Here is a 23,022-nt window from a genome sequence, read left to right as displayed (position 1 = left end):
TAAGGGTTTGGGGTCGGGGGCTATTCGCTCGGGGCGTCCAGCCACTCGTCCGCCCACGCTTCGATTTCGTCGAAGACGGGGCAGAGCGACGCGCCTTTCTCCGTCAGCGAGTAGTACGTCGCGACCGGGGCGTCCTCTTCCAGGCGGCGGTCGACGAACCCGTGTTCCTGGAGGTCGTCGAGCACGCGGGAGAGCGTGCGCGAACTCGCGTCCGTCGAGCGCTTGAGTTCGTTGAACCGCTTCTCGCCGTCGAGGAGGTCGTGGAGGACGACCAGTCGCCACTGGCTCCCGATCTGTTCGATGGAGTCCACCACGGAGCACGGCCCCTCGCCGGCGACCTGCGTCGGTTCGGATGACATGACTGTTATCTGGTAACCCCTACGTCGGGAAGCCCCTAAATAGGTTCGCCGTCGAATCAGGTAACACGACGAAACCATGAGCCGACAAACCGAACCCACAACCGCGTCTCGAACAGAGCGATGAGCACGAGCGACCCACACGGCGACCAGCAGGTCGTCACGGCGGGCACCGACCTGAGCGAGGCCGGCGCGGCGGTCGTCCTGTCGCACGGCCGCGGCGCGACCGCGCAGAGCGTCCTCGCCTTCGCGAACGAACTCCCCACGGACGGCGTCGCGTACCTCGCGCCCCAGGCCGCGCGCAACACGTGGTATCCCCAGCCGTTCACCGCGCCCGAGGAGCGAAACGAACCGTGGCTCTCCTCCGCGCTCGCGAAACTCGACGGCGTCGTCGAGACCGTCGCGGACGCCGGCATCGACCGCGAGCGAACCCTGATTGGTGGGTTCAGCCAGGGCGCGTGTCTCTCCTCCGAATACGTCGCCCGGAACCCGGCGCGGTACGGCGCCCTCGCAGTGCTCTCCGGCGGCCTCATCGGCGACACGGTGAGCGAGGACGACTATCCCGGGAGCCTCGACGGCACGCCGGTCTTCCTCGGGTGCAGCGACCGCGACCCGCACATCGACGCGGAGCGCGTGCGGGAGACCGACCGCATCCTCACCGGGATGGACGCCGAGGTCGATATGCGCCTCTACGAGGGGATGGGGCACACCGTCATTCCGGACGAACTGGACGCGGTTCGCGCGCTCGTCGAATCTCTGTAATCGTCAAGAACTGGGGCGCGCGCGGCCACCGAATACGAAAATTCCAAACTTCTGGTAGCGTAAAAATCCTGGCGTCGGCCGTCGTTCCCCTGAACGCCTACCCAATCATTAATACACATTTAATGTCTAACGCAGCTACGCCCTCGTGCGGTTTTCTCGATCGACGGGTCGAACGGCGCCCGCAAGAATCTGTTTGAGGGACAGGCTTATGTATCGGCCCGCGTGTGGCGTGTATTACCATGTCCAACGACACTGGTGCGTCCTCTGACACCCGTCAGGGGGGTCGAGTTCTTCCAGGGCACATTGAGTGACCAGTCCGAGATCTCGGACGCACGCATCTTCGACACGACGCTGCGAGACGGCGAACAGTCACCGCGGACTTCGTTCGACTACGACGACAAGCGCGAGATAGCGGCGCTGCTGGACGAGATGGGAACGCACGTCATCGAGGCCGGGTTCCCCGCGAACTCCGACGCGGAGTTCGAGGCCGTCCGGGACATCGCGGCGAACACGGACGCCACCGTCTGCGGGCTGGCGCGAGTCGTGGACTCCGACGTGGAGGCCGCGCTCGACGCCGGCGTCGGACTCGTGCACGTGTTCGCGTCCACCAGCGACGTCCAGATCGAGGACTCCATGCACTCGACGCGCGAGGAAGTCCTCGAACGCTCCGTCGAGGCGGTCGAACAGGTTCGGGACGCCGGGGCGGACGTGATGTTCTCCCCGATGGACGCGACGCGAACTGACCGGGAGTACCTCGTCGAGGTCGTCGAAGCGGTCGACGACGCCGGCGTGGACTGGATAAACATCCCGGACACGTGCGGAGTGGCGACGCCGCGGCGGTTCGCCGACCTCGTCTCGCTCGTCCACGAGCACACCGACGCCGGTATCGACGTGCACACGCACGACGACTTCGGGATGGCGACCGCGAACGCGCTCTCCGGTTTCGAGGCGGGCGCGACGCAGGCGCAGGTGTCCGTGAACGGCATCGGCGAGCGCGCCGGGAACGCCGCCTACGAGGAGGTCGTGATGGCCCTCGAAGGCGCGTACGGCGTCGACACGGGCATCGACACGACGTACATCCGCGAGCTCGCGGATCTGGTCGCTGAGAAGAGCGACATCCCGATTCCCGCGAACAAGCCCGTGGTCGGCGCGAACGCGTTCAGCCACGAGTCCGGCATTCACGCCGCGGGCGTCATCGAGAACCCCGCGACCTTCGAGACGGGCGTGATGGATCCGAGCGACGTGGGCGGCGAGCGCGAACTCGTCCTCGGCAAGCACACGGGCACGCACTCCGTGCGCGAACGCCTCCAGGAGTCCGGGTACGCGCCGAGCGACGACCAGGTAGTAGCCGTGACGAAGCGGCTGAAGGAGTACGCGGCCGAGAACGGCCGGGTCACCGCGTCCGACCTCGAACGGTTCGCCGAGGACGTGGGAATCCCCACGGAGCGCGAGCACGCGGAGGTGGACGCATGAGCCAGCAGCACGAACGCAACCGTTATACCGGCCGACCGCGTCAGGGGGTCTCGTATGACGCGGTCGCGCGCTTCCCGCGGGTCGCCGTTCGGGAGCGTCGCGGCCGTCGCGTCGATTCGCGTACGGGCCGCGATGGCCCACTAGCTCGCTTCTCCCCCACGACGTATCGTCCGCGAACCTCGACCAGTCAGCGACCGATGTACGACACACCCACCCAGACCGATGAGTAGCGAACGAACGATAGAGCGAGATCCGGATGAGAGCGCACAGCCAGTCACGTCGGGCGCGGAGTCCGTCGTGCGCGCGCTGGAGAACGCGAGCGTCGACACGGTGTTCGGCGTGCAGGGCGGCGCCATCATGCCCGTGTACGACGCGCTCTACGACTCGCCGATTTCGCACGTGACGATGGCGCACGAACAGGGCGCGGCGCACGCGGCGGACGCGTACGGCCACGTCACCGGTACGCCCGGCATCTGCATGGCGACTTCGGGGCCGGGCGCGACGAACCTCGTGACCGGGCTCGCGGACGCCGACATGGACTCCGACCCCGTGGTCGCGCTCACGGGCCAGGTTCCGACGGAGTTCGTCGGGAGCGACGCCTTCCAGGAGACGGACACGACGGGCGTCACGCGCCCCATCACGAAGGAGAACTACTTCGCGACCGACGCCGACAGCGTCGGTGACACGGTCGGCGAGGCGTTCGCGATGGCGGAGCGCGGCCGGCAGGGCCCGACGCTCGTCGACCTGCCGAAGGACGTGACGAACGCGGATACCGACCGCGAACCCGGGTCGGCGCGCCTGCCGGACACGTACCGGCCGGCGACCGAGGCCGACCCCGCGGACGTGGACGCGGCCGCGAAGGCATTCGCGGACGCCGAGCGCCCCGTGATTCTCGCGGGCGGCGGCGTCATCAAGGCCGAGGCGAGCGACCGCGTCCGCGACCTCGCCATCGAGAACGACGTGCCGGTCGTGACGACGATGCCCGGTATCGGCGCGTTCCCCGAAGACCACGACCTCTCGCTGTCGTGGGCGGGAATGCACGGAACGGGGTACGCGAACCTCGCGCTCACGATGTCCGACTGCATCTTCGCGGTCGGCACGCGGTTCGACGACCGGCTCACGGGCGGCGTGGAGACGTTCGCGCCGGACGCCGAGATCATTCACGTCGACATCGACCCGGCGGAGATCTCGAAGAACATTCAGGCCGACCACGGCCTCGTCGGGGACGCCTCGGCGGTCGTCCGGCAGTTCGCGGACGCGCTCCCGCGCGCGCCGGACACCGAGGAGTGGGTGGCGACGTGCTGGACGTGGAAGAACGACTACCCGCTCGAATACAGCATCGACGAGGACGGCCCCGTCAAACCCCAGTTCGTCGTCGAGGCCGTCGACGCCGCGACGGACGACGACACGCTCGTCACCACTGGGGTCGGCCAGCACCAGATGTGGGCGGCGCAGTACTGGACGTTCACCGAACCCCGGACGTGGGTGTCCAGTCACGGATTGGGGACGATGGGGTACGGCGTCCCCGCCGCCATCGGCGCGCGGTACGCCGCCGGCGACGACCAGTCCGTCGTCTGTTTCGACGGCGACGGTTCCTTCCTGATGACGTGTCAGGAACTCACGGTGGCGGCGCGCGAGAACCTCGACCTCACGGTGTTCGTCCTGAACAACGAGTTCATCGGGATGGTTCGCCAGTGGCAGGACGGCTTCTTCGACGGCCGCCGGATGGCCTCGGAGTACGACTGGATTCCCCAGTTCGACGTGCTCGCGGAGGCGTTCGGCGCGACGGGCTTCCGCATCGACGACTACGACGAGGTCGAGGACACCGTCGAAGCCGCGCTCGCCGCCGACGGCCCCTCTGTCGTCGACGTCCACATCGACCCGGAGGAGGACGTGTATCCGATGGTGCCGAGCGGCGGCGACAACGGCCTGTTCGCGCTCGCGGGTGATCAGCTGTGAGCGACGGACTGCAGGGGCCCGCGCCCGAGGAACGGCCCCGTCCGGAGGGCCGACGGAACAGCCAGGGCATCCGTATCGACCCCGAGGTCGAGGCGGAACCGGAGCCCCGGCGCACTACCATCACGGCGCTCGTGGAGAACGAACCCGGCGTCCTCTCCGAGGTCTCCGACCTCTTCAGCCGCCGCCAGTACAACATCGAGTCCCTCACCGTCGGGACGACGCAGAACCCCGAGTGGTCGCGGGTCACCGTGGTGGTGGAGGAACCCGACCCGAACATCGAACAGATAGAGAAACAGCTGGACAAGGTCGTGCCCGTCATCCACACGCGCGAGCTCGGCTCAGACGCCGTCTCCCGCGAGCTGGTGCTCGTGAAGATGGACGCGGACGAGCCGGAGCGCGTGCACGCTATCACGGAGATGTACGACGGTACGACTCTCGACGCCGGGCCGCGCAGCGTCACGGTCGAACTCACGGGCTCCGAGCGCGAAATCGACGACGCGCTCGACGCGCTCCGCCAGTTCGACATCCGGGAGATAGCCCGCACCGGCAAGACCGCGCTCGCGCGCGGCGAGACCAAGACATCCATCGCCCCAGACCGACTCAAATGACTGACTTCGAGAACCCCGTCTACTACGACGAAGACGCCGACGCATCGCACATCCAGGAAAAGACCGTAGCCGTCATCGGGTACGGCAGCCAGGGTCACGCGCACGCTCAGAACCTCGCCGACTCCGGAGTGGACGTGGTTGTCGGCCTGCAGCCCGGTTCGAGTTCGCGCAGCGCCGCCGAGGCGGACGGTCTGCGGGTCGCGACGCCGAGCGAGGCCGCTCGCGAGGCGGACGTGGTGAGCGTGCTCGTGCCGGACACGGTGCAGCCCGCGGTCTACGCGGACATCGAGGACGAACTCGATTCGGGCGACGTGCTCCAGTTCGCACACGGGTTCAACATCCACTACAGCCAGATCGAACCCCGTGAGGACGTGGACGTGACGATGGTCGCCCCGAAGTCGCCCGGCCACCTCGTCCGCCGGAACTACGAGAACGACGAGGGGACGCCGGGCCTGCTCGCGGTCTACCAGGACGCGACCGGTGCCGCCCACGACATCGGACTGGCGTACGCGCAGGCCATCGGCTGCACGCGCGCCGGCGTCATCGAGACGACGTTCCAGGAGGAGACCGAGACCGACCTGTTCGGCGAGCAGGCCGTGCTCTGCGGCGGCGTCACGGAGCTCGTGAAGACGGGCTACGAGACGCTCGTGGACGCCGGGTACAGCCCCGAGATGGCGTACTTCGAGTGCTTGAACGAACTCAAGCTCATCGTCGACCTGATGTACGAGGACGGCATCGGCGGGATGTGGCACTCCGTCTCGGACACGGCGGAGTACGGCGGGCTCTCCCGGGGCCCCGAAATCATCGACGAAGACGTGCGGGAGAACATGGAGGACGTGCTCGGCGAGGTGCAGGACGGCACGTTCGCCCGCGAGTGGATCCTGGAGAACCAGGCGGGCCGTCCGAGCTACGACCAGCTCGTCGCCGCCGAGGAAGCCCACGACATCGAGGCCGTGGGCGCGGATCTCCGCGAGCTGTTCGCGTGGAACGAGGACGAAGAGCGAGAGACAGCCGAAGCCTCAGCGGACGACTGACAATGACCGACGAAACCAGCATGCACGAGATCTCGCACACGCACACGGACACCGCGCACAGCCGACGACGGCTGTACGCGCGCGGGGAAACCGTCGCGGCCGACGGCGGGCGGCGTGACGCGACGGACGAGCGAGGACAGGGCGAGATGGCGGACGTAACGCACTCGACGCGAGAGGAGCCGAACCGCGTGTTCGAGCGCGGCGGCGAGTTCGAGGATGAGTGAGCGAACGCTCTACGACAAGGTCTACGACCGACACCGCGTGACGACGCTCCCCACGGGACAAGACCAGTTGTTCGTCGGATTGCACCTGGTGCACGAGGTGACGAGTCCGCAGGCGTTCGGGATGCTCGAAGAGCGCGACCTCGACGTGGCGTACCCGGAGCGGACGCACGCGACGGTCGACCACATCGTTCCCACGGAGGGCCGCGACCGGCCGTACGCGGACGACGCCGCCGAGGAGATGCTCTCGGAACTGGAGGAGAACGTCCGCGACGCCGGCATCGAGTTCAGCCACCCGGGGACGGGCGACCAGGGTATCGTGCACGTCGTCGGCCCCGAGCAGGGGCTCACCCAGCCGGGGATGACGGTCGTGTGCGGCGACAGCCACACGGCGACGCACGGCGCGTTCGGCGCGCTCGCGTTCGGTATCGGCACGAGCCAGATTCGGGACGTTCTCGCCACTGGTACGGTGGCGATGGAGAAGGCGAACGTGCGTCAGGTTCGCGTCGAGGGCGAACTCGGCGACGGCGTCTCCGCGAAGGACGTCATTCTGGAGGTTATCCGTCGCCTCGGCACGGACGGCGGGTCGGGCTACGTGTACGAGTACGCGGGGAGCGCCATCGAGTCGCTGTCGATGGAGGGCCGGATGAGCATCTGCAACATGAGCATCGAGGGCGGCGCGCGCGCCGGCTACGTCAACCCCGACGAGACGACGTACGACTGGCTGCGCGAGACGGACGCCTTCGAGAACGACCCCGAGCGGTTCGCGGAACTGAAGCCGTACTGGGAGTCGATTCGGTCCGACGACGACGCGGAGTACGACGACGTGGTCACTATCGACGCGAACGCCCTCGAACCGATGGTGACGTGGGGGACGACGCCCGCGCAGGGCGTCGGCGTCACCGAGTCCATCCCGGAGCCGGAGAGCTGTCACAGTCCGGAGACGGCGCGGCAGGCGCAGGAACACGTCGGTGTGAGTCCGGGCGAGACGATGGAGGGGTATCTCGTGGACGTGGCGTTCCTCGGGTCGTGTACGAACGCCCGCCTCCGCGACTTGCGGCGCGCCGCCGAAGTCGTGCGGGGCCGCGAGGTCGCGGATGGCGTTCGCGCGCTCGTCGTCCCCGGCAGTCAGCGCGTGCAGGCCGCGACGGAAGCCGAGGGCCTGGACGAGGTGTTCCGCGAGGCGGGGTTCGAGTGGCGCGACCCCGGGTGTTCGATGTGCCTCGCGATGAACGACGACCAGCTGGAGGGAGACGAGGTCTGTGCGTCCTCCTCGAACCGGAACTTCGTCGGCCGGCAGGGCTCGACGGAGGGCCGCACGATTCTGATGAACCCGAAGATGGTCGCCGCGGCGGCGGTCACCGGCGAAGTCACGGACGTGCGGACGATGCGGGAGGTGACGACCGCATGAGCCGGGGGCCCGCCGACACCGTGAAACGAGTCACGGGCACCGGGATTCCCGTGCGCGGCGACGACATCGACACCGACCAGATAATTCCCGCGCGCTTCCTGAAGGTCGTGACGTTCGACGGCCTCGGGCAGTTCGCCTTCTTCGACCAGCGATTCGACGAGGACGACGAGCCGCTGGAGCATCCGTTCAACGAGAACCGCTTCGAGGGCGCGTCCGTGCTCGCGGTGAACGCGAACTTCGGCTGCGGGTCGAGCCGGGAGCACGCGCCGCAGGCATTGATGCGGTGGGGCATCGACGCCATCGTCGGCGAGTCGTTCGCCGACATCTTCGCGGGGAACTGCCTCGCGCTCGGCATCCCCACCGTCGTCGCGGATCACGACACCGTCACCGACCTCCAGGACTTCATCGACGAGAACCCGGACGCCGAGGTCACTGTCGACGTCGCGAACGAGACCGTGACCTTTGGCGATCGAACGGTCGCTGTCGAGGTGGACGACGCCCAGCACACGGCGCTCGTGGAGGGCGTCTGGGACACGACGGCGCTCCTGCGGTCGAACGCCGACGCCGTCGAAGAGACCGCGCACAGCCTCCCCTATACGGATGTCTGAGGAAATCGCGGTCATCCCCGGGGACGGAATCGGCTCGGAGGTTGTGCCGGTCGCGGTGGACGTGCTCGACGCCGTCGGCGATTTCGAGTTCGTGCACGCGGACGCGGGCGACGCCGTCGCCGAGGAAACGGGAACGCCGCTCCCCGAGGAGACGCGCGAGCGAGCGGCGTCGGCGGACGCGACGCTGTTCGGCGCGGCGGGCGAGACCGCGGCGGACGTGGTGCTCCCGCTGCGCGAGGCCGTCGGGTCGTTCGTGAACGTCCGGCCCGCCCGCGCGTATCCGGGCGTTGACGCGCTCTGCCCCGACCTCGACGTCGTCTTCCTCCGGGAGAACACGGAGGGCGTCTACACGGGCGCGGAGTCCCGCGAGAACGGCCGCGCCACCCTCACTCGGGTGGTGACGGCGGACGCGAGTCGCCGGCTCGCCGAGTACGCGTGCGACTACGCACCCGACGGGTTCCACGTCGCGCACAAGGCGAACGTGATGCGGGAGACCGACGGCCTGTTCCTCGAAACCGTCGAAGGCGTGGCGCGCGAACGCGGCGTCCCCACCGAGTCGGTGTTGATGGACGCGCTCGCCACCCACCTCTGTCTCTCCCCGAGCGACTTCGAGGTCGTGGTGACGCCGAACCTCGCGGGCGACGTGTTGAGCGATCTCGCTGCCGGCCTCGTCGGCGGCCTCGGCCTCTTGCCGTCGGCGAACATCGGCGGCGAGCGCGGCCTCTTCGAGCCCGTACACGGGAGCGCGCCCGACATCGCCGGCGAGGGAATCGCGAACCCCGCGGCGACCGTCCTGTCCGCAGCGATGCTGCTCGATTTCCTCGACCACGGGGAAGAGGCCGCGGCGGTTCGGAGCGCCGTCGAGTCCGTGCTCGCGGACGGCCCGCGAACGCCCGACCTCGGCGGGGACGCCGGGACGGACGTGGTCGCGGACGCGGTTCTCGACCGCCTCTAACGTCCCGCGGCGCAACAACCTACGCCGTCATCCGCCGCCTCGCCTGAACGACGAGACTCGGTCTCGAGTACTGGTAGTGTCGCGGCCGAGGCACGCTCTTGAACACCGTTCTCGTCCCCGTTCCGGCCTCCTACTTGGTTCGTCGATAGAAACATGGGCGCTGCAGGCTTCGGGTACGCGGCGTCACAACCCTCCTTTCAGACGGTAACGGAGCTGACGCGGCAAGTCTGTGATGGGCAGTAACCGAGACTCGTGGGGTTCGCACGAGAGGCAACCCAACCATGAGTCTCGAACCAATCGATCCCGAAACCGCGCTCGAACTGTACTTGGCCGACAAAGAAAACGACCTCGCTGAGGCCTCGCTCGAAGCCCACGAGTACCGGCTCAACCACTTGGTTCGTTGGTGTAATCAACAGGACATCACGAACCTCAACACGCTCACGGGTCGGCAACTTCACAAGTACCGCCTGTGGCGACGCGAGGAAGGCGACCTCAGCAAGGTCGCCGAGAAGACGCAGATGGACACGGTTCGCGTGTTCATTCGGTGGCTGGAGTCCATCGACGGCGTTGAGCAAGATCTCAGCGAGAAAGTGCTGTCGCCGTCGATCACTCCGGACGAAAATTCCCGAGACGTGATGCTCGACACGGAGCGTGCCACCGAAGTGCTCGCCCACTTAGAGAAGTACGAATACGCCACCATCGACCACGTTGCGATCGCCCTCATGTGGCACACGATGATGCGTGTCGGGGGAGTCCACGCCCTAGACGTCGAAGACTTCGACGCGGAGGAACAGTACCTCGAAGTCCGACATCGCCCAGACGCGGGCACACCAATCAAGAACAAGGGCGACGGCGAACGGCTGGTCGCGCTCTCTGACCAACTCTGCACGCTCCTCGAGGACTGGATCGAAAACCAGCGTCCTGAGGTAACGGACGACTACAATCGTCGGCCACTACTGGCATCCCGGCGGGGGCGGGCACAGAAGACGACACTGCGGGAGTACGTGTACCAGTGGAGTCGTCCCTGTGCAATCGGAAACGAATGTCCGCACGATCGTGACCCCGAGGAATGTGAGGCAATACCCCATGGCTCGGCAAGCAAGTGTCCGTCGAGTGTTAGCCCGCACGCCATCCGCCGCGGTAGTATCACCCATAGCCTGAACAACGACATGCCAGATAAGGTCGTCAGCGACCGCGCAAACGTCAGTCAAGCAGTCATCGACCAGCACTACGACCGACGGACGGAACGGGAGAAAATGGAGCAGCGGAGGGACTACCTCGATGATCTATAACTCCGACTAGTAGGGCCTGATCGAGCAACCACCTCGGACGGCTTTCCTGATTTTTACAGGAGCAATCTCACCTCACTCCATTATATTGGGTCTATCCCCAGAGTATATGGTACTGCATCGTGTAGCCACCACTATGGTTGAATCGTGGACCGATTCGATGACCGCGCGGGAACGGGTTGAAACGATTGCGACGACGCTCTCCGAGCCACGAACCGCCAACTGGATCGCCGAGCAGGCCGACGTCAAGTGGGATACAGCGAAGAAACATCTCGACGATCTCGCCGACTCGGGCGAACTCCTCGTGACGAGCGATGACAAGTACGTCCCCGACCCGACGCGAGCGTACTTCGATCAGTTACGTGAGTTCATCCTGACCAACGACAAAGAGGAGCTACGTGGTGAGCTCGAAGCGATCGCTGACCGAATCGAGGAGTGGAAAACGACGTACGATGTTGACTCGCCGGAGGACCTCGAAGCGACGCTGGCAGACGACCTCCCGGCCGACGAAATCAGCGAGCGACGACAGGCACTCCGCCGCTGGGAGAACAGTCTCCGCTCCCGTGACACCATCCAGACCGCGCTTCACCTCTACGACGACATCCAGTCACTCACCGACGGCGTCCCCGACAACCTCCATCTCGAGAGCGCGGGGTGACCCGCCGTGGGGCCAGTGTTCGGGGTGTGGCGACCTGTCGAGCCGAAACTCCTTCGTCGCGTCCACGACCGCCTCTCTAGAACCGGTGGCTGTGAGACTGTGTGGTACGAACCGTCTCGGAGGGACGCCAACGAAGTCGTCACCAAGATCGATCCCGTGTCATTTCTCGAGCGCGAGTACGCAGCCCCGGAAGCCCGGCTTCGCGTTGAATTCGATCTGGAGGGAGAGCGACCCCATTACTGGATTCAGTGGTGGGAACCCGATAGCGGTCGTGGGTTCGGCTGGCATGCTGACGAGACAGAACCGGACTACGGGCCAGTCCACCTCCAGATAAAGTATCCAGACGGGACGACCGATCGTCAATCAGCGGAGCACGTAGAAGACGAACACCCGTATCGAACGTTCGAACAGCGACTCGTCAGTATCCCGGAGCAACTATCAAAGATCCAGTGGCAATAGAATATCTTCTGGAAGGCTCATGATTCAATATCGATTAATAGGGATTGACAAAAGCCCTCATACTTTCCAACATAACGGGATGCTGACTTTCTGAGATCGGCGTGTGAGATGTAGAGAGTATATGCAGCAAGGATAGCTTATTGCAGGAACGAGTAGAGGAGGGTAACGAATCCGGCCCCGATCGCCACTGATTCAATGATATGTACTTGTGTCAACGAAAGCGGAGTTACCTGATAGAGCACGCCCTCAATCAAGACCCCCAGTGTCATCAGCCCGAAGCCAAGCGTCGCATCGCGGAGATACCGCGTTCTCTGGTGCCGGTATGCCCGGAACGCAATACCCGTGGTTGCAAGACGGCTGTCGAACGTTCATCAAACGCTGACGGGCGAGTCGCATATATTGTGAGTGCGCCATACAAAGTCTCGTCGTAGATGATGGGGACGCTGATAGCGGACTGATACTCGTGGAGGAGCGCTAGTTGGCGCCACGGTTCTTGATTTGCTGCGTCTGCAACCGTTGAGACGTTGGTTGGCTCGCGCTCACGGATTGTTTGCACAGCTGGTAGATGAGAGTCTATATCGAGATGTCCTGACAAATCTTCTATGTATTCCGAATTGGACCCTGCCCACGCAACTGGCGTGACAGCATCCCCTGTCGGCGTGGGTTTCCCGACCCAGGCGAACGCGAACCGATCGATCTCGGTTAGGTGCGTACAGATTGCCTGTTCGATTTCTTGGCGTGTGTCAGCTTCGATGATCGCCTGAATACTCTCGCGCAGTTTCTCGTTAATCTGATTCGCACGGGTAAGTTGCTGGGCTTGCCGCTGTGCGTCCTGCTTCTGAGTCTGGAGTTGTTGGGCCCAGGCGACGCGGTCAAGTGCTGTTTCTGCGGCCGTTGCAAGTAGGTCCGCGAGTTCTTCTGTGTCTCTATCGAAGGCTCCAATCTCCGTGTCACCAATTAGGAGCACGCCATGATTGCCGAGCGGATAGATGAGTTCGCTCCGAAATGGCGTCGTGGGGTTATACACGTCCTCAGCAGTGCGGACATCGTCGAAGGTGGCGGCCTCCTGATTCGTGTAGACGCGCCACGCGAGACTATTTCCAGGGGGTAGTGTGGGCGGTTCACCGATGAGCGTCTCTACCTGTGCCGAATACGCGGTGGGTGTCAGCGTTCCATCTCCGTTGAACTGCGTAATAACTCACACCCATGGGGCTTAAGCGGGCAGGATTCTCATAACGTCAGTGCCGGACTCGGGAACAAATCGTCCAGCGAGCTCTACAAGTTCCCGTGTTCGTTCGATGTGGCTAAGTTGTGTTTCAAGAGTGGCAACTAATCATCTCTATCTATCCCTGTTCGAGATGAGCAGCGATAGTATGAAATCGCTCCTTCATATCCGTTGTTTCCGAATGAGCGAACACTGATGTTCCATTCGCCCATGCACGCTTGAGCACAACTCGATTCCGGATCTTCCAGATTGGGAGTGACCCATACTGATCGGCAAACCACTCCAGCATCCGGTCAGTTTCGCCATCCACCTCGATTCTGTTAGCGACGAGCCCGACTATATTAATGTCAACGCCATATCCATCTTCCAGTGTATCAATATGGCTCAACAGGATATTCAGTGCATGCTGGGACGCCTCTTCAGGGAGGGCTGGGATGAGAACATTCCGGCAGGCAAGGAGTGCATTATCTGTAAGTAATCCCAACGATGGGGGCGCATCAACGATGACATAGGCATATTCGGCGTCAAGCTCATCTAAGGCCATCCATAGCCGTTCACGCCCACGCATCGCTGTTTGCAGCTCAGACTCAGCATTAAACATATCAACGTGAGAAGGGAGCACATCGAATTCTTCGTCCGAGCGTATCACCGCATCAATCTTCTGTTGCTCGTCCAGATCTATGAGGATATCATACAGGGAAAGTTCGTCGTCGGTATACGCTGTGTCGAGATCAAGTCCGATCGTTCCATTTCCCTGCGCATCAAGATCAACAAATAGAACCTCATGCCCACGGTCAGCAAGGGCTCCAGCAACATTAATTGCAGTCGTCGTTTTCCCCACACCGCCTTTCTCATTTGCCACAGTCAACCGATAGGCCATGTCTGTTGCATTCTCTGTACCGCTACAGCTCTTCTTTCATATCGTTACGTCGATACCGTTCAAGGAGTTCGTAGCCGGTAACCTCCCCGGCCGCATCAAGCATGATTTCGTAGCGGCCAATAATATCTTGTGTGTCAGGGACAGCACTCCGTTCAACGACTTCGACGACCGTCCGCCAGCCGTCACCATCCGCTGTCTCCGCTTTGATAATTCCCTCGAATTTGTGGTCTAATAGCTCTTCCGCTGCCTCCTGTGCCCGATTTTGAGCATCGACAAGAGTGAGTGTCTCACTCGTTGATGATGAGATATCTTCGTCGCCCGTCGTATCTTGATCGGTGCCGCCGTCGTTGGCGTCTGCTGGTGCTGACGCTTCCTCTCTGTCGGGAGAGGACGGCACCTCGGTGCGTTCGCTCTCGTTGTCGTAACCTGATTGGTCGTTTGCTGGGTCTGCCATGCTTCTATCTGGGGAGCCGAGTCTTAAGAATGACTGGCTCCCATCTCGTCAAGTGTAGCCTCGATATTATTTCGTAAGTCGTGGACATCACTCCGTTGGGCGACTTTTGAGGCCAGCACGTCCGTGCAGATGTCGGCTAAGGTCGCCTGGTCAAGCGTGTCAACGGTAGTCGCCCCTTCAGCGGCCATGATTGCGGCCCGCGTGCCGACAGTGATATCAAGCTCCTCGCGCAGTTCGCGTATTACTCGCACAATCTGGTCGATCTCCGTACCGTCAGGTTCCTCCACATGGGCTTGAACGATCTCGATCTCCGTCTCGAGGTCGTAGAAATCCATGTGGATACCGATGAGACGGTCAAGTAGCGCGTCTTGCGGCTCGTGGACACCAGCATACTCGACAGAGTTCGAGGTTAAGATTGCTCGAAACTCGGGATGGACATCGACGTAGCGCGATTCGCCACGTTTCCCTGGTAACTCAAGCACACCTTCTTCGAAGACCGATAATAGCACGTTGTTCGCTACCGGCTTGGTGCGGGAAAACTCGTTATAGACGAGTGTCGCGCCCTCTTGCACGGCGAGTGTCAGCGGATTGTCTACCCACCGATCCCGGATGATATCCTTGCTTTTGACAACGTTGTGGATGAATTGGTCTCGTTCCGAGATTCGCTCCTTTTCGGCGTATTCGCCAACGAGGTCGCTTGTCGTGAGCTCGGCGTCGCCATTGATCCAGACCACGGGCCGGTCGCGCTCCCGTGCGACGTGCATCGCCAGCGAGGTTTTGCCAGAGCCGGTGGGGCCGATCACGTGGACAGGCCGCCCAACATCGAGCCACCGTTCCATTCGCGTTTGGACTTGCTTGACTGCCTCCGTCTCGATAAACGGCTGTTCCTCAGGGGTAAACCCCCCCTCACGGTCAGTCGGTGGCTCTCGACTACGACCGTCATGTTGCTTGTCGAGTCGTTCGAGTTCCTTGTCCTCCCGATGCTGCGTTCGCTGCTGTTGCTTCTCCTCGTGTGAGGAGCGAATCTGGGAGCCGCGTACTTTGCGTTTCCGGGACCCGTCTGTCATGCTTGATCATCCGGCCGAAGCGGGACGTTCTCACCGAATTCGTCACGGTACTCCTGAATCGTCATATCGTGCGTCTGGAGATGGGGTTCAGTGATCGCCTGATAGTATTCGCCACAGACCCGACACTTAATCATGTCTTCCGGCGCTTCTTCCCCTGTCTCTTCCTCTGCTTCCTCCTCTTCAGCTTCGTCTGTCGCGTCCATAGGACTACTTTCTGCTTCCGGAGCCGTCGTTTCAACTTCAACCGGCTCGGTCTCTTCGTCCGCGGTATCGACGGATTCGCTGCTAGCTTCGTCTGGAGGGGCCTCTGCTTCCGCATCTACGTCCGCATCAGTCTCGACGGGTTCGGCTTCCGTTTCAGTGGTGACTGTTTCAGCCGTAATTTCGTCGCCGTAGAAGTCACGAGTGAAGGCAGCAAAGGCGTCCTCAGTCGCTTCGAACTCCGCTCGGAAGTCGCCGATCTCCTGTTGGAAGTCATCGATCGCCTCGAGTAGTGCTTCTACCTCTTCGCCATGGAACTCCTCTCGGTACTCTTCGAAGGCGTCGGCGGTAGCGTCGAAGCTCTCGCGTTGATCCGCGGTGGCAGCGTGGAACTGGTTGATCTCGGCATCGAAGTCAGCAGCGTAGTCGTCAAACGCGTCGTGTACGGCGATGAATTCCTCTCGCAGGTCGTTGATTGCTGCAACCAGATCAGAGATATCGCGGAGCGCAGCGACATCGGCTGCGAAATCCTCTGTGTATGCGTCGAACGTCTCGTGAGTTGTGTTCATTTCCGTTCGGAGCGCCTCAATCGCAGCCAGGAGCTCGCCGATATCTTGTTTGGCTGCGACATCTGTAGCGAAGGTGTCAGCATACGCCTCGAATGCGTCCTGGAGTTCACGGATTACGTCCCGCTGGGCGTCAATATCGGCACGGAGCTGGTCAACCTCAGCGGCAAACTCGTCACTATATGTGTGAAACGCATCTGTCGTACTGGTCATCTCCGCCTGAAAGTCGCCGATCTCATCAACGAGGTTATTAATCTCGTTTTGTTGTGCCGCGACATCAGCTGCAAACTCGTCAGCGTATGATTCGAATTCGGACTGTGCCTCCGCGAATTCCTCGCGGGCCGTTCTCATCTCGTCGCGTTTGTCTGTGACACTCATGGGATTACTGTGTACCCGAGAAGGGTGTTAATGGTAGTTTGCAAGCTATTCACCTCTCTTATGCCGTGCCGAAGGGGGAAGCCTAGGTTAGGCCTCGGGTGCCGCCTCGGCGCCGGCGGTAAGTTCGGCTTGTTCGATCTTGGCGATTTCTTCTGCGTAGTGGAGGAAGGTGTCCACCGAGGCGGCGACGACCCGCGCCTCGACGGTCAGGATCTCGATGCCGACAAGCGACACGCGAGCCCACACGTCCACGACGACACCTTTGTCCAGTACGCGATCAAGGACTTCTGCCAAGCTTGAGGAATCTGGCTGCGCCATTGATGATCTGGGGTGAACCCATCTCTAACTGTACTCGGTTGTTACAAAATGGTGTGTATAGTTTCAGTAGCCGTTTCATCAGCCGTTTCATCAACCGTTTCACCCCCTGTAATGAGTCGCACCTCTAAGTAAGGAGAATATAAAGTCCCCTATGCAGTCGTTACGCGAAGAAAGCCTCACCGATTAGTTGAGGTACTCTATCGCCACCGACTGGAGGAAAGTAATGAGTTCATCCAGCCCAGCTCAACCGCCCACAGACCACACCGGGCTCGCGCTGTTCCCACGTGAGATTAGCCAGTTTTTCACGGGTGACACCGGGCAAACGCTCCTCGTCAACGGTGCACCAGGCACGGGCAAAACCTTGTTTACGATCCGCGGTCTCGATGTGTTGAACCGGGATGGGGATGTCCTCTACGTGTCCACACGCGTTGATCAGGAGACGGTTCACGAGATGTACTTCGACGATCACTCCTCACTTGACACAACCGCGATTCTTGACCTCTCCCAAGACCCATTCGAACTCCCACTGGACGTAGACGTGCCATTCGAGAAACTCGATCTGGATTCGTTACTCGAATGGATCCAAGAGATCAACGCCGCGACCACGCAACTCACAATCGCATTCGATAGCTGGGAACTCATCTACGAGTACTTGGCGACGCGCCACGACGACCCCCCCGACATCGAGACAGTGACGAATCAACTGGTCGTTCTTGCCCGCGAAGAGAACATTCGTTTGATGTTGGTGTCAGAAACAGCGGAGTCCTCATCGCTTGGATACATCGTCGATGGTGTCGTCACCCTTGATGTTGAAGAGGACGACCGCGGCCGAACGCGTCGGCATCTTCGCTTGGAAAAGCTTCGGGGTGTTCGAATCAGCAACCGCTTACAGCCGTTTACACTTGCCGACGGCAAGTTCCAAGCGATCACGCCAGTCGAATTACCAACCCTCCGAACAGGAACCGGGAATGGCACGTGGGATCCCCTGGCAAATTCGAAGGCGAAATTCTCGACTGGCATCCGTGATCTTGACCGTATCCTCTCGGGAGGCTATAACCGCGGCAGCGTCGTTCATCTCGACCTTGGGCCTGATCTCTCTCGTGACGCGTGGAGCGTGTTGACGCTCCCGGCGATTCGTAACTTCCTTGCTCAGGAGATGGGCGTTGCGGTTGTCCCGCCTCGGGAGGGCAGCCCCGGCTTACTCCACAACGATCTCAATACGGTGCTCTCTCCCCAGGTCTTCAATACCTACTGCCATATTTTCGAAACATACGCCGGTCCCTCTGACGATGCAGATCGGTACGACCAACTGGACACCGATACGTCCGATTCTGAGATGACAACGGCAACCACACCCGCCGATGAAGCGACGCCGGCAGATAAGACAGATGAGCAGGCCGATGAGCCACGTTCGATGGATGCAGGTACAGGAGGTGGCCAGTCGAACCCGACCGATGAGGATCTTGAGTCACCCATAGAAGGCGGGCAACTCGCGTACGAGCCATACATGGCCTACGTTGAACAGGTGCGAGAAGAAAGTGAAAACCCGTTATTACACGTGATCAGCATGGACACGGCGCAGGAGGCGTTCGAAACCCGGCTGGGTGACTTTGCGAATTATGTCGCTCTCCACAACGATCTGGCACTCCTCATCACCAAGCCAGGTACTGAACTCCGCACGCGAGCGGATCGGGTTGCCGATATGCACTTCCGGCTGGAACGGTCCAGTGACGCCATCATCCTGTATGGCGAAAACCCGTTGACGCCTCTGCTCGGTATCGGCATCAGCCAGTCAGAGTCGATCCCCAAGATCACGCTCACGGAGATGGTCTAACAATGGACGACCTGCTGGAGGAACTCACCGCGGACATCGACGCCGACACCGCACTCTCGCTCACAGTATCCGATCTCGAATCGATGATCGACTCCGACGGTACGTCAGCTCACGAAGACCAGCCGCATGATGAAGGAGCGGCGCAACGGTACACGGATACGCCGCTGACTGATGACGCGGTCGCTCCGATAGACGGGTGGGTTGACAATGACCAGCTGCACACGATCAGTGATGAAATCGTTACCGAACACATCGACGCGATTCTCCTCCTCTTAATCGCTGTGCGCGATGGAGCCTGCGGCAAAGACCTGTTACAAGATATTCGGCGATTGTTTGGGACAGACCTGAGTCCGGGTACAGTATATCCGCATTTAAGTGACCTTGCGGACGACGGTATTCTTGAAATGCAAAAATTGAGCAAGCGCAAAGTGTATCGCCTTTCCGATCCTGACGTAGCATTAACCCGAGTAGACCATGCGGCCGAGCAGTTGCTGCTGTTTTCGGTCGTTCTCAAGGAAGTCCTGACCGATTGCAACGCCAATCAGTCACAATCCCAATCCCACCGGAGTGAGATCGATGAGTGAGAACCTATACACGTACGGCATCATTGAACAGGAAGACCTCGAATTAGATGTCGAAGGCGTCGCTGGCGCAGACCAGATTTACACGGTCGATTACAAGAACTTCTCCGCGGTCGTGTCCGACATCGACACGACTGAACCCGACCGCACCGACGAGGACGTGGAGGCGCATAATACTGTCCTCCAACACGTGTTGGAGTACGATGGTGGACGCACGGTCGTGCCGATGAGTTTCGGGATGGCGTTCAAAAACGAGCGCACGATCAAAGGCGTCCTACGGGGCGCACGACGCGCGTTGCGCAGTACGCTCAACGATATTGAGGGAACCGTTGAACTCGGGGTGAAGATACTCGCGCCTGCTGACGATACGATCCCTCAGGAAGACATCCAAGCAACCGTCACAGATCGACTGACAGAGTTGAGCATCAACGAGACAGAGAACGATCTCTTCACGGACCGCTTGATCGTCAACAAGTCGTACCTCGTGGACCGCGACCAACGTGACGCCTTCGATGCCGCGATTGACGAGATTGAAGCAGAGTACGACGACGAGTTGACCATCAAGTACACGGGCCCATGGCCCCCATACAACTTTGTGGATATCCATATCGGGGCCGAACAACAAGGAGGGCGATAATGCATGTTCCTCGTGGACGACCTGTTGGTGAAACCGTTTCTCTCGCTGCTGGATATCCTGCATACGATGGCACTGGATGAAATGTACGATACCGACGCAATTCAGGACGACATCAAGGAGAACCGCCTCCTCTATGAGATTGGTGAGCGGTCCGAAGAGGAATACCAGCAGCGCAAGCAAGAGCTTGAGACACAACTCGAAACGGCGCAACAGATCCAAGAACAAATGCGCGGCCGCATGGAGGTCAAACAATAATGCCACCCAACAAAAACAACGACGATACATCCGACGACGAGCGCGACAATACATCTACCCAGCCGACGGGTCTGCTTGACCAGCTGCGTACCCTTCTTGAGACACTCGCCGAGATCGACGAGGAGGAAGCGGGCCACCGCCGTGGGTCAGGCCAGATTGACCGCGGAACAAGCCGTATCGATTACAATTACGATGTTTCCATCGGGCTGGGACAACGTAATCAATCATCGACTACGAGGTCATCACCGCATCGGTCGCACGAACGGCGATCGCGTCACCAGCGAGCGACAGAGGATTCGGTACCTATCGAAACCCGTGAGGGGCCGAGTGACGACGAACTCGTCGTGATCGCGGATTTGCCTGGCGTGGCTGATGAGGATGACGTAGATGTTGACCTCGATGCTGATGAGCCAGCCCTGATCCTCCGGATCAATGAGAACGAGGTGAAGCGGATTCCGCTTGACCAGTCCGAGATGACAATCACTGATATGACCATCAATAACCAGGTACTCGAAATTCGCGTCTCGCGCGAATCGGACTCCAATGGAGGGACGACCAATGAGTGACAAACAACAGCAACAACACGAGCAGAAAGCACAACAAGCACGGGTCAAAGCCCAGATCAATCGGGACAAAGCCCGCCGGAAGTTGCTCCAACAGCGGGAAAAACTCGCCCAACGGCGGAAGCGCAACCGGAAGCAGTCGGAAGCCCGACGTGACGATACAAATGATGATGAGGACGGCGTCGAGAATCCAACAGCACACTCAACGATGCCGCCGCAGAAGACGAACGCGGAAAATGCGGCTCGGAACTCTCACTCGACCGTTCCGAAAACTCCGAAATACTCGGATATGGTAGGCCGCGAGCGCTTATACGGACAGCGTCTCCACCAGCAAACAACAAGCGACACCGCGGAGTCCGCTAGTGCTTCGGAGGCCTCCACGACTCCATCAGACCGTGACGCCGGCGGGGACCAAACCGATGAGTGACCCCAAACCGACGCGCTCGCAGGGCGATCTCGCCGAGATGCTGGAGATGCTGTTGGATAAGGGGGTCGTCGTCAACGCCGATGTCGTCGTCAGCGTTGGCGATACGGAACTGCTTGGGATCGAGCTGCGGGCCGCGATTGCTTCTTTCGAAACAGCGGCTGAATACGGGCTCGAATTCCCGACCGGCACAGATATGGAGCAGGTTGAATCTGCTGCGAATATCTCATCAGACCCATCCGAGTCCGACGCTGAGACGGGGTCCTCGTCAGAGACTGAATCTACAACCCCCCCGTCGGATGGCCCCTCGCCGACAGCACCCTCATCGTCGGAGCAGAGTGACTAAATATGGAACTGGCTCTTGATGACGACGCCGAGGATATCCAAGGTGGCCTGACAGCACTGGTTATAACTGTTATCGAACTGCTGGTTGAGGCCCTCGAACGAGAAGCCGTCCGTCGGATGGAATCGGGAACACTCTCGGAGGAGGAAATCGAACAATTAGGGCAGCAATTGCAGGCCCTAGAAGACGAACTCGAGCGGCTGAAACAGCAGGAAGACATCGACGACGACGTATCCGACTTCAAGGAGGATCTCGACCACGTCGTCCGCGACGCGATTGACCAGCTGTCCGAGCACGAAACAGACGCTTCCCGGCGATCAGCGCACGGACAGGGCGACGACATATGACGGATCACTCCCAATCACTGGACGACGCACAGACCACAGCGGCGGACGACGAACAACCTGTCCAGCAGGGACGCTATCTGTACTGCGTGGTTGATACCACTGCCTCGGACACGGAGACCCTCTCCACGACGGGCATTGATGAGAATCCCGTCTACGTCATTGAGACTGACGGGATCGGTGCCGTTGTCCACGATTGTGAGACCGTCTACAAAACAGACGATCTCGACCAGGTAAAGCAATGGGTGGTTACCCACCAGCAGGTGGTTGATGCGGCGAGTGACGTATTCGGGACACCGTTGCCGATGCGGTTTGACACAGTGCTTGAGGGTGGTGATGCAAGTGTCGAAGACTGGCTGGCCGAGCACTATGAGAACATTCACGATGACTTACAGTCGTTTGCAGGAATGTGGGAGTACCGCATCACCCTCTTGTGGGACTCGTCCCCGTTTGAGGACCGAATTACGGAGCAGGATGACCGGCTTCAGGAATTGCAACAGCGCCAGCAGCAAGCGGGTGCAGGGAAACGATTCCTGCTTGAGAAACAATATGAGAAGCGCATTCAAGAGCTGAAACAAGATCAACGGACAGACCTCGCAGAGCAATTGACGGAGGCTATCACCCCGGTCGTGAACGACCTCGCCGAACAGGAATCGCGTCCTACGCTCTCCGATGATACCCACTCATCTGCTGAACAGGAACAGATCCTCCGGGTAGCCGTTCTTGCAGACGAGGACAACGAAACTGCCCTCGGCGATCGATTAGATACAATCGTCGAACAGGACGGAGTAGAGATTCGATTCACGGGGCCATGGCCCCCATATACGTTTGCGCCAGATATCGGGGCAGAGTAATGGAGCCAACGAAAGACGAGACACACGCGATAGTCGAGTTTGTTGACGTATTGTTACGCGAGGGTGTCGTAGTTCAAGCGGATGTAATCGTGACAGTTGCCGATATTCCGCTAATCGGAATTAGTCTCCGGGCAGCAATCGCTGGCATGACGACAATGACGGACTACGGTATATTTGAAGACTGGGATGCTACGCATCGACACCAGCAGAGAGGCGATATTTCAGACGCTCAACCCGACGAGTTGTAACCCGACTGTGAAGCCACTGAAATAGTATGTGTCCGCGGTTTCATTGACAGAATAGTC

Annotated in this window: 29 protein-coding genes; 22 read left to right on the top strand and 7 right to left on the bottom strand. The window is 61.0% G+C overall.

Going from position 1 to position 23,022, the window contains the following annotated elements; genetic code table 11:
- Positions 1-20: 20 nt before the first annotated feature.
- On the bottom strand, positions 21-359 hold the full coding sequence (locus FQU85_RS01080; protein WP_145843700.1) for a helix-turn-helix domain-containing protein: 339 nt from the start codon (positions 357-359) through the stop codon (positions 21-23).
- Between the two features lie 120 nt (positions 360-479).
- Between FQU85_RS01080 and FQU85_RS01075 the strand changes: the two genes are divergently transcribed.
- The 12 genes from FQU85_RS01075 (at position 480) to FQU85_RS01020 (ending at position 11,793) form a co-directional block, all read left to right on the top strand.
- Positions 480-1,118 (top strand): alpha/beta hydrolase, encoded by a 639-nt coding sequence (locus FQU85_RS01075; RefSeq protein ID WP_145843699.1) that lies wholly within the window; start codon positions 480-482, stop codon positions 1,116-1,118.
- 222 nt (positions 1,119-1,340) lie between these two features.
- Positions 1,341-2,591 carry a LeuA family protein gene (locus FQU85_RS01070; protein ID WP_370516762.1) on the top strand — a complete coding sequence of 417 codons (1,251 nt, stop codon included), beginning with the start codon at positions 1,341-1,343 and terminating at the stop codon, positions 2,589-2,591.
- A 222-nt stretch (positions 2,592-2,813) separates the two neighbouring features.
- On the top strand, positions 2,814-4,550 hold the full coding sequence (gene ilvB / locus FQU85_RS01065) for a biosynthetic-type acetolactate synthase large subunit (protein WP_145843698.1): 1,737 nt from the start codon (positions 2,814-2,816) through the stop codon (positions 4,548-4,550).
- Positions 4,547-5,158, top strand: coding sequence for an acetolactate synthase small subunit (ilvN, locus tag FQU85_RS01060; protein ID WP_145843697.1), 612 nt, complete (start codon positions 4,547-4,549; stop codon positions 5,156-5,158). Before ilvB ends, ilvN begins: the two co-directional genes overlap by 4 nt.
- Positions 5,155-6,192, top strand: a complete 1,038-nt coding sequence (gene ilvC / locus FQU85_RS01055; protein ID WP_145843696.1) for a ketol-acid reductoisomerase — start codon at positions 5,155-5,157, stop codon at positions 6,190-6,192. The genes ilvN and ilvC overlap by 4 nt, the downstream gene beginning before the upstream one ends.
- Positions 6,193-6,194: 2 nt before the next feature.
- The gene (locus FQU85_RS01050) at positions 6,195-6,416 is read left to right on the top strand and encodes a hypothetical protein (RefSeq protein WP_145843695.1); all 222 of its coding nucleotides are present in this window, start codon (positions 6,195-6,197) and stop codon (positions 6,414-6,416) included.
- On the top strand, positions 6,409-7,824 hold the full coding sequence (gene leuC, locus FQU85_RS01045; protein WP_145843694.1) for a 3-isopropylmalate dehydratase large subunit: 1,416 nt from the start codon (positions 6,409-6,411) through the stop codon (positions 7,822-7,824). The genes FQU85_RS01050 and leuC overlap by 8 nt, the downstream gene beginning before the upstream one ends.
- Positions 7,821-8,432 (top strand): 3-isopropylmalate dehydratase small subunit, encoded by a 612-nt coding sequence (leuD, locus tag FQU85_RS01040; protein ID WP_145843693.1) that lies wholly within the window; start codon positions 7,821-7,823, stop codon positions 8,430-8,432. The genes leuC and leuD overlap by 4 nt, the downstream gene beginning before the upstream one ends.
- A complete protein-coding gene (locus FQU85_RS01035; protein ID WP_145843692.1) occupies positions 8,425-9,387 on the top strand; it encodes an isocitrate/isopropylmalate dehydrogenase family protein in 963 nt (320 codons plus the stop codon). The genes leuD and FQU85_RS01035 overlap by 8 nt, the downstream gene beginning before the upstream one ends.
- 281 nt (positions 9,388-9,668) lie before the next feature.
- Positions 9,669-10,679, top strand: a complete 1,011-nt coding sequence (locus FQU85_RS01030; protein ID WP_145843691.1) for a site-specific integrase — start codon at positions 9,669-9,671, stop codon at positions 10,677-10,679.
- A 133-nt stretch (positions 10,680-10,812) separates the two neighbouring features.
- Positions 10,813-11,334: a hypothetical protein gene (locus tag FQU85_RS01025; RefSeq protein ID WP_145843690.1), complete on the top strand. Its 522-nt coding sequence runs from the start codon at positions 10,813-10,815 to the stop codon at positions 11,332-11,334.
- Positions 11,335-11,340: 6 nt separating this feature from the next.
- Positions 11,341-11,793, top strand: coding sequence for a hypothetical protein (locus tag FQU85_RS01020; protein WP_145843689.1), 453 nt, complete (start codon positions 11,341-11,343; stop codon positions 11,791-11,793).
- Between the two features lie 268 nt (positions 11,794-12,061).
- Here FQU85_RS01020 and FQU85_RS01010 read toward each other — a convergent pair whose 3' ends face one another.
- The 6 genes from FQU85_RS01010 to gvpA form a co-directional block, all read right to left on the bottom strand.
- The gene (locus FQU85_RS01010) at positions 12,062-12,961 is read right to left on the bottom strand and encodes a GAF domain-containing protein (RefSeq protein WP_255473837.1); all 900 of its coding nucleotides are present in this window, start codon (positions 12,959-12,961) and stop codon (positions 12,062-12,064) included.
- 175 nt (positions 12,962-13,136) lie between these two features.
- Positions 13,137-13,898, bottom strand: coding sequence for a ParA family protein (locus tag FQU85_RS01005; RefSeq protein ID WP_145843687.1), 762 nt, complete (start codon positions 13,896-13,898; stop codon positions 13,137-13,139).
- 22 nt (positions 13,899-13,920) lie between these two features.
- On the bottom strand, positions 13,921-14,352 hold the full coding sequence (locus FQU85_RS01000; protein ID WP_145843686.1) for a gas vesicle protein: 432 nt from the start codon (positions 14,350-14,352) through the stop codon (positions 13,921-13,923).
- A 23-nt stretch (positions 14,353-14,375) separates the two neighbouring features.
- Complete coding sequence (gvpN, locus tag FQU85_RS00995; protein WP_145843685.1) at positions 14,376-15,419, bottom strand: gas vesicle protein GvpN; 1,044 nt, start codon at positions 15,417-15,419, stop codon at positions 14,376-14,378.
- Complete coding sequence (locus FQU85_RS00990; protein ID WP_145843684.1) at positions 15,416-16,564, bottom strand: MucR family transcriptional regulator; 1,149 nt, start codon at positions 16,562-16,564, stop codon at positions 15,416-15,418. The genes gvpN and FQU85_RS00990 overlap by 4 nt, the downstream gene beginning before the upstream one ends.
- An 87-nt stretch (positions 16,565-16,651) precedes the next feature.
- Positions 16,652-16,882, bottom strand: a complete 231-nt coding sequence (gvpA, locus tag FQU85_RS00985; protein ID WP_145843683.1) for a gas vesicle protein GvpA — start codon at positions 16,880-16,882, stop codon at positions 16,652-16,654.
- 223 nt (positions 16,883-17,105) lie between these two features.
- Here gvpA and FQU85_RS00980 point away from each other — a divergent pair, with 223 nt between their 5' ends.
- The 10 genes from FQU85_RS00980 to gvpM are packed head-to-tail and all read left to right on the top strand — an operon-like array spanning position 17,106 to position 22,965.
- Entirely contained in the window at positions 17,106-18,716 is a 1,611-nt protein-coding gene (locus tag FQU85_RS00980) for a gas vesicle protein GvpD basic region 2 domain-containing protein (RefSeq protein WP_145843682.1), read from the top strand.
- 2 nt (positions 18,717-18,718) lie between these two features.
- On the top strand, positions 18,719-19,300 hold the full coding sequence (locus tag FQU85_RS00975) for a PadR family transcriptional regulator (RefSeq protein WP_145843681.1): 582 nt from the start codon (positions 18,719-18,721) through the stop codon (positions 19,298-19,300).
- Entirely contained in the window at positions 19,293-19,934 is a 642-nt protein-coding gene (gvpF, locus tag FQU85_RS00970; RefSeq protein ID WP_145843680.1) for a gas vesicle protein GvpF, read from the top strand. Before FQU85_RS00975 ends, gvpF begins: the two co-directional genes overlap by 8 nt.
- Before the next feature lie 3 nt (positions 19,935-19,937).
- A complete protein-coding gene (gvpG, locus tag FQU85_RS00965) occupies positions 19,938-20,189 on the top strand; it encodes a gas vesicle protein GvpG (RefSeq protein WP_145843679.1) in 252 nt (83 codons plus the stop codon).
- Positions 20,189-20,755, top strand: a complete 567-nt coding sequence (gene gvpH / locus FQU85_RS00960) for a gas vesicle protein GvpH (RefSeq protein WP_145843678.1) — start codon at positions 20,189-20,191, stop codon at positions 20,753-20,755. Before gvpG ends, gvpH begins: the two co-directional genes overlap by 1 nt.
- Entirely contained in the window at positions 20,748-21,179 is a 432-nt protein-coding gene (locus FQU85_RS00955) for a protein gvpI (RefSeq protein ID WP_240792437.1), read from the top strand. The genes gvpH and FQU85_RS00955 overlap by 8 nt, the downstream gene beginning before the upstream one ends.
- Positions 21,172-21,522: a gas vesicle protein GvpJ gene (gene gvpJ, locus FQU85_RS00950; RefSeq protein ID WP_145843677.1), complete on the top strand. Its 351-nt coding sequence runs from the start codon at positions 21,172-21,174 to the stop codon at positions 21,520-21,522. Before FQU85_RS00955 ends, gvpJ begins: the two co-directional genes overlap by 8 nt.
- Positions 21,523-21,524: 2 nt before the next feature.
- Positions 21,525-21,866, top strand: coding sequence for a gas vesicle protein K (locus FQU85_RS00945; protein WP_145843676.1), 342 nt, complete (start codon positions 21,525-21,527; stop codon positions 21,864-21,866).
- The gene (gvpL, locus tag FQU85_RS00940; RefSeq protein ID WP_145843675.1) at positions 21,863-22,717 is read left to right on the top strand and encodes a gas vesicle protein GvpL; all 855 of its coding nucleotides are present in this window, start codon (positions 21,863-21,865) and stop codon (positions 22,715-22,717) included. Before FQU85_RS00945 ends, gvpL begins: the two co-directional genes overlap by 4 nt.
- On the top strand, positions 22,717-22,965 hold the full coding sequence (gene gvpM / locus FQU85_RS00935; protein ID WP_145843674.1) for a gas vesicle protein GvpM: 249 nt from the start codon (positions 22,717-22,719) through the stop codon (positions 22,963-22,965). The genes gvpL and gvpM overlap by 1 nt, the downstream gene beginning before the upstream one ends.
- Positions 22,966-23,022: the final 57 nt, after the last annotated feature.

The organism is Salarchaeum sp. JOR-1, assembly GCF_007833275.1.
Taxonomy (GTDB): Archaea; Halobacteriota; Halobacteria; order Halobacteriales; family Halobacteriaceae; genus Salarchaeum.
This window is presented reverse-complemented; position numbering and strand designations above follow the sequence as displayed.

Bases quoted from the DNA above. Each gene is read 5' to 3' on its own strand.
- FQU85_RS01080 (WP_145843700.1), bottom strand. From the start codon at position 359: ATGTCATCCGAACCGACGCAGGTCGCCGGCGAGGGGCCGTGCTCCGTG.
- FQU85_RS01075 (WP_145843699.1), top strand. From the start codon at position 480: ATGAGCACGAGCGACCCACACGGCGACCAGCAGGTCGTCACGGCGGGC.
- ilvB (WP_145843698.1), top strand. From the start codon at position 2,814: ATGAGTAGCGAACGAACGATAGAGCGAGATCCGGATGAGAGCGCACAG.
- ilvC (WP_145843696.1), top strand. From the start codon at position 5,155: ATGACTGACTTCGAGAACCCCGTCTACTACGACGAAGACGCCGACGCA.
- FQU85_RS01050 (WP_145843695.1), top strand. From the start codon at position 6,195: ATGACCGACGAAACCAGCATGCACGAGATCTCGCACACGCACACGGAC.
- leuC (WP_145843694.1), top strand. From the start codon at position 6,409: ATGAGTGAGCGAACGCTCTACGACAAGGTCTACGACCGACACCGCGTG.
- leuD (WP_145843693.1), top strand. From the start codon at position 7,821: ATGAGCCGGGGGCCCGCCGACACCGTGAAACGAGTCACGGGCACCGGG.
- FQU85_RS01035 (WP_145843692.1), top strand. From the start codon at position 8,425: ATGTCTGAGGAAATCGCGGTCATCCCCGGGGACGGAATCGGCTCGGAG.
- FQU85_RS01030 (WP_145843691.1), top strand. From the start codon at position 9,669: ATGAGTCTCGAACCAATCGATCCCGAAACCGCGCTCGAACTGTACTTG.
- FQU85_RS01025 (WP_145843690.1), top strand. From the start codon at position 10,813: ATGGTTGAATCGTGGACCGATTCGATGACCGCGCGGGAACGGGTTGAA.
- FQU85_RS01005 (WP_145843687.1), bottom strand. From the start codon at position 13,898: ATGGCCTATCGGTTGACTGTGGCAAATGAGAAAGGCGGTGTGGGGAAA.
- FQU85_RS01000 (WP_145843686.1), bottom strand. From the start codon at position 14,352: ATGGCAGACCCAGCAAACGACCAATCAGGTTACGACAACGAGAGCGAA.
- gvpN (WP_145843685.1), bottom strand. From the start codon at position 15,419: ATGACAGACGGGTCCCGGAAACGCAAAGTACGCGGCTCCCAGATTCGC.
- FQU85_RS00990 (WP_145843684.1), bottom strand. From the start codon at position 16,564: ATGAGTGTCACAGACAAACGCGACGAGATGAGAACGGCCCGCGAGGAA.
- gvpA (WP_145843683.1), bottom strand. From the start codon at position 16,882: ATGGCGCAGCCAGATTCCTCAAGCTTGGCAGAAGTCCTTGATCGCGTA.
- FQU85_RS00980 (WP_145843682.1), top strand. From the start codon at position 17,106: ATGAGTTCATCCAGCCCAGCTCAACCGCCCACAGACCACACCGGGCTC.
- FQU85_RS00975 (WP_145843681.1), top strand. From the start codon at position 18,719: ATGGACGACCTGCTGGAGGAACTCACCGCGGACATCGACGCCGACACC.
- gvpF (WP_145843680.1), top strand. From the start codon at position 19,293: ATGAGTGAGAACCTATACACGTACGGCATCATTGAACAGGAAGACCTC.
- gvpG (WP_145843679.1), top strand. From the start codon at position 19,938: ATGTTCCTCGTGGACGACCTGTTGGTGAAACCGTTTCTCTCGCTGCTG.
- gvpH (WP_145843678.1), top strand. From the start codon at position 20,189: ATGCCACCCAACAAAAACAACGACGATACATCCGACGACGAGCGCGAC.
- FQU85_RS00955 (WP_240792437.1), top strand. From the start codon at position 20,748: ATGAGTGACAAACAACAGCAACAACACGAGCAGAAAGCACAACAAGCA.
- gvpJ (WP_145843677.1), top strand. From the start codon at position 21,172: ATGAGTGACCCCAAACCGACGCGCTCGCAGGGCGATCTCGCCGAGATG.
- FQU85_RS00945 (WP_145843676.1), top strand. From the start codon at position 21,525: ATGGAACTGGCTCTTGATGACGACGCCGAGGATATCCAAGGTGGCCTG.
- gvpL (WP_145843675.1), top strand. From the start codon at position 21,863: ATGACGGATCACTCCCAATCACTGGACGACGCACAGACCACAGCGGCG.
- gvpM (WP_145843674.1), top strand. From the start codon at position 22,717: ATGGAGCCAACGAAAGACGAGACACACGCGATAGTCGAGTTTGTTGAC.